Here is a 5965-nt window from a genome sequence, read left to right as displayed (position 1 = left end):
TCAGTGTTCCTTTTTCCATTTTAATATTGTAGTTGTTTGTTACATCATTATTCTGAGCATCTAAAATTGTTACTGCTCCTGTAAACGTAACATCATAGGTTCCAACATTGGTTGCATTTGCACTGGCGGTTGCCTTAATTGTATAGTTTGCCGGTAACTGAATGCTTGTTGTATAACTGTTAACCGTTTGTTCTGTGCCATCATAGGTTACGGTTTTGTTATCGGCAATAAGTGTTATGTCCGTTGTTTTTTCCCACTTCGCATAGTAGGTGGTTGTCCCGGCTGGATAAGTGCCTGGTAGAATATCTACCTTTGTTCCGCTTGTATCATTGCTGGTGTACCAGCCTGTGAAGATATAGCCGGTTTTGCTTGTTGTCGGCAGTGTTCCGCTTACCGTTCCACCGGTTACACCGGTGAGATCAGAAACACTGGTTCCTCCGTTTTCTTCAAATGCGATGGTTGCTGTATTCGCGGTCCAGTTCGCTTTATAACTTCTATTTCCAGTTGAATTCTGAATGCTTACTGGATTGGTTAAACTTTCTAACCCTGTTCCGGTCCAACCGGAAAATGTATACCCTGTCTTGACCGGGTTATTCAAAGTAAAATTATCTCTGATTGTATAATTGGTTTGGTTGGTATCCCCTGCTTGTAAATTTCCGCCATCCAAGTCATAAGAAATACTATATTCAATCGGAGAATAGTAGAAAGTTGCCTCATTTCCACCACTTGTTTGTATCGTAATTGATTTACTGCTTGCGTCAGATTCGTATCCAACTATTGTTTTCGAAGAAACGTATACTTTGGTTGCATAAGTCGTTCCCGTCGTGTCGCCAACTATTTTTTCTTCCGAATCTTTCAGTAAATAATGTACCGTGTAGGGTTGATTCGATGCTGCTGAATACTTGAAAGTAATCACATTCTCTGCCGCATTCGCTTTAAGTGTGATGGTTTTTGTCGCGAGGTCAGGAACTTCAGTTCCGTGTGCAATCGCAATCGCTGTTTTTGTCTCTCCTACATTGCCACTAAATGGGCCTGTTGTTTGAAACACATTTCCATCTGATCCGATATACTGCACGATGTAGGTGGTTTCTGTCGTTTTTTCCCAGATCGCATTAACTGTTGTCTTTGTGTCTGTGATCGGCTTCGAAAAATCATATAAACTGCCATCAGAATTGTACCAATTTATAAACGTATACCCTTCTTTAGTTGGATCTGACGGTCGTGTAATATAACCGCCTGCTGATACACTCTGATCAGGTATGACTGAGCCACCATTGGTGTTAAAACTAACGGTGTATTCTGGTGCCGCCCATTTGGCATAGAGGATTAACCCGCCATTCCCTGTGACATAAGGCATTGTAACGGTATTCCAATTGACTTCGGTACCAGAAACACAAGCGGGTGTGGTATACCATCCGCCAAATTCATAGTAAGAAGGCAAATTAGCCGGTTTTGATGGTGTATAGTTATATTGTCTGATTGATGCTCCGAATTTAATGCTTGACTGAGTATGGGCACTATCAACCGCATTATAATTATAAAACTGCAGCGTTTGTTTTACTCGATTATAATAAAGTTTAAAATGATTATTATTATCAGCGTATACACTAGAGTTACTTTTTGGTGTAAATCCGGTAATTGCTTTGTATCCCCATCCTGAGTAATCGCCTTGAACAACCTGGCTATAATCAGTATTTAATGTATATTGATCATCATCAATATTCTGCATATAATAGTCAATATAATAAGTATCATTATATTCTGTCCAATTAGCAGTTAATGTTTTACCAGAACTACCTGATATTAAATCACTTGTCATGGTAAGAACTCGCGTTACCTGATTTGCACTTGTAACGCCATTCCAACTATCAAAGTACGAATAGTTGTTTCCCGATTTGCAATTTTGAGAAGTTGGCCATTTATCTGCAATATCAGCTTCATATTTTGCAGTAATTGAATACTTACTCCCTGTTTTGGTGTAGCTGTTACTTCCCATCGTTAGTGTTGCGGTATTTGGGGTGTCACTGGTATTCAAATTAAAATAAACGGTATATTCATTTCTGGTATAGTATACATTCACGATCGTGCTGCCATTGCCTGCAATGGTAACATTTGGATTTTCCGCGGCAGTTTTTACACGGTCATATGTGAAATAGTCATAAGTCTTGTTGATCCCACTGAGGTCGATGGCTGAACCGGTTTGACCGGTTTTTGTTTCTGATTCGACATAATCATATCCAGTGGCGGTGGTATTTTGCCGCCAATAAAAAACGGTATAACTCTCAGTATCGGCAGTCCACTTAGCGTACAAAGTTTTGTCGCTTTCCAGTGTAAATGCTCCTGTTACCTGATTCCCAGTACCGGCTGTATTATCATACCAGCCGGCAAAAGTGTAACCATTTCTGGTCGGTGCTGTAACCATGTTCATATCAATCGTACTGCCATACTTCGTATCGATTCTATTTACGTAACTACCACCTTGAGTATCAAATACTACATGGTTTAAATTACGTTTGTAATTAATATTAATATTGACCGTTTGGGTTGCTGAGATAATTTGATTGTTTGGTGTGCTCGCTGTAAAACCAGTCAGCGTTTTAGCTGTCGCTACAGTCATTTGACCAACTTTTCCCTGTAATTCCTGAGTTTCTGCTAAAACCATCGCTCCGTTAAGATCTTCTTCATAATGCTTAACCGTATAGGTTTTTGTATCACCTGCATAAATAATGTTATCGGTGGTATCCGCTGTAAGCTGTCCGGAAAGGATGGTAACAACCGCTCCAGTTGCTGACTCTGCATGAGCAGTATACCCTTCTAATGTTGGTACAACGACACGATAAACTTCTTTTGTTGAATAAGGCGTGATCAGGGTTGTATTTGCCCGGGTGCCGTCTTCATAATAATAGTTTACCGTGAGGGTATAGTTGGTATTGGAATCATCTTTTGCAACAACAATATCCGTACTGCCTGATACCAGTTTATTGCTGTTAGATGTTGCCGTAATGGTCGCTGTTCCTTCGGCAACGGCGGTCACTAAACCATTTCCGTCAACTGTTGCAATCTTTGAATCACTTGATCCCCATGTGACGGATTGATCCGTTGTATTGCTCGGTGTAAATGCTGCACTCGCCTGAGCGGAACTGCCAATTACAAGATTGTTATAATCCGCGGTAACGTTAATGCTGCTTGCAATGACCGGATTAATGTGAATGGTCACTGCCCCTGTTACTGCAGATCCACTTGTTCCTGCGTTTGAGGTTGCGGTAATGGTAACTGATCCGACTTTTAGTGTTTTTACCAAACCATTTCCATCAACTGTTGCGATTGATGGATCGCTGGAACTCCAGGTGACGCTTTTATCTGCTGCATTATCTGGTAAAACACTGGCCCTCACCGTAGTGGAATCACCAATCTTAACCTCGGTTGAGTCTGCGTTGACCGTAATCGACTTAACCGCGATGGGGCTGATTGTCAGGGTTGCAATTCCTTTGATCCCTGGGTTTGCCACTGATGTTGCGGTAATGATAACTGATCCGACTTTTAGTGTTTTTACCAAACCATTTCCGTCAACCGTTGCGATTGATGGATCGTTGGAACTCCAGGTGACGCTTTTGTCAGTTGCATTGTCTGGTGAAACAACAGCGTTCACCGTAGTGGAATCACCAACGGGTATATCCGTTAATGCCGCAGTGACATTAATCGCGGTTACTGCTACAGTCGCCGGCTTAACCATTACATTAAATGTTTCTGTTTTCTTGTTAGTGCCCCAAAAACCTGTATAGTATGTATGTGTCAGTACCGTTGTACCAGCCGTTATTCCCTTCGCTGTTACCGTGCTGCTACTGGTATTACTTAATTGAACGACAGTGGCACTGGTTGTCCACGAATTTGACCCGTTAGATGATGTTCCAGTTATAGTAATTGTGTCCCCAACTGTCATCGAACGATCTGTTGATACTACCGCATTACTTTGTACTGTTAAAACGGTACTGTAAGTTGAAAAATGATTCGTTGTAAAATCTACTGATGTTGCACTACCGGTGCCCATATTTGTTGCACTGCTGCCATTGATATAGAATGCTTCAAGCTGTGCGCCCTCTTGTTCGTTTCCATCTAACGATGTGGCAAAGGATACTTGTACGTCTCCTGTGGGTTCAATGATGTTTCCATCTTTATCCAAAATGGTAATGTCGAAGGTCCTGATTTCTTTGACTTCTTTCGTATCATCGATGGCACCTTCAATGGCATCTTCAACACTTCCGTTTGCGTTAGTCACTGCTTTAAGCTGTGCCCCTTGAGGAAGAACGTTTTCTGGAGCAGTGACGGTGATACTTACGCCATCAACATTGGTATTTAATGTTACTCCCGTTTTTACCGCTTCATTGACTTTGATGGTGATCGTTTCGACATTGGTAATACGGTCGTCTGTTTGGGTTGCATCAGCTGCACCGATTGTTCCTGTGTCTTCGGTCGCTTTCGTTTCTAATTTATAAGTGTGGGTTAACGTAACTGTTCCGGTTTTATTTCCGGTAACTTTAACACTATTGCCATCTTTCTCCATGGTAATGATATCGGAGTCAGCTGTCCAGGTATGGTCAGTCCCTGCTTGACCGGTTATCGTTATCGGGTCTCCGCCAACAGTCACTTCGTAACTGCCGCTATTAACTGGCGTTGCCGGAGCTGTTGTTGAAGTAACTTTCACCGTCACGCTACCTTTTACACCGTCTTTCGTTGTTGCTGTTATGGTCGCCTCACCTGCTGAAACGCCGGTGATGATTCCTTCAGCTGATACACTGGCAATATTTGCCTGATCAGATGTCCAGGTAACGGATTGATCAACTGGCGTCGTGCCTTCTTCTTTATCGGAAGATAAAATGACCAATTGATTAATTAGCATGGTCGAAGTAACTGTTGCAGTAGCTGCTGTTTTATCACCAACTTTTATCGGGTTGGCAGCAACTGCTACATCCACTTTTGTTAAAAAAACGGTATCCCCAGGTTTTCCTACTGGTATTGTTGGTAAACTGGGATCTGTCAATACCGTTCCGGCTCCTGGATCAGTTCCTGGTTCAGTTCCTGGTTCAGTTCCGGTTCCGGTTCCGGTTCCTGGTTCAGTTCCGGTTCCAGTTCCGGTTCCTGGTTCAGTTCCGGTTCCAGTTCCAGTTCCGGTTCCAGTTCCGGTTCCTGGTTCAGTTCCGGTTCCTGCTCCTGTATCTGGTTTAGAACCGGGATTATCCGCTGCTGGATTCGTTACTGGTACTGGAATTTTTTCAAACTCCACGTCAATAGTAGTTGATTTTGTAATAGTGATTTTATAAACGTTGGCAACTGTTGCCGCAACATCTACTCCATCAACTTTCACACTTGAAATTCTGTACCCATCTTTTGGCGTTACTCCAAAAGTAAAATCTTGTCCTTCGCTTATTTCCTTTGTAAAGCTTGCTGGGTTCACTGTTGCGTTATCAACGGCAATGATTCCGCCATCAATCGATGGTACGCTGAAATCAACCAAGAATTTATTAACTATAGGTATTGGATCTGGTGTCGTTCCACCTGCTGGTGTACTTGGCTGTGCTGGTGTTTCCCCACCTGCTGGTGTAACTGGCTGTGCTGGTGTTTCTCCACCTGCTGGTGTAACTGGCTGTGCTGGTGTTTCTCCACCTGCTGGTGTAACTGGCTGTGCTGGTGTTTCTCCACCTGCTGGTGTAACTGGCTGTGCTGGTGTTTCTCCACCTGCTGGTGTAACTGGCTGTGCTGGTGTTTCTCCACCTGCTGGTGTAACTGGTGCTGATGTTTCTCCACCTGCAGTTGTGCCACCACCGGCAGTCGTATCTCCACCTGCGATTGTGCCGCCATCTGCAGCCGTGCCTCCTACTGCCGGTGTTTGCTCTTCCTGTGCGGAACTCACATTGTCCACCGCATAGGCAACAAGCATATCCACACCTGACATTGAGAATAGCATCAT

The 5965-nt window shown here is 43.2% G+C and carries 1 protein-coding gene; it reads right to left on the bottom strand.

Annotation, left to right across the window (positions count from 1 at the left end):
* Positions 1-5965 (bottom strand): Ig-like domain-containing protein (locus FZC40_RS16720; protein ID WP_187389073.1); only part of this gene is annotated, 5965 nt, incomplete at both ends.

Source organism: Acetobacterium tundrae (genome assembly GCF_008086615.1).
Lineage (GTDB): Bacteria > Bacillota > Clostridia > Eubacteriales > Eubacteriaceae > Acetobacterium > Acetobacterium tundrae.
This window is presented reverse-complemented; position numbering and strand designations above follow the sequence as displayed.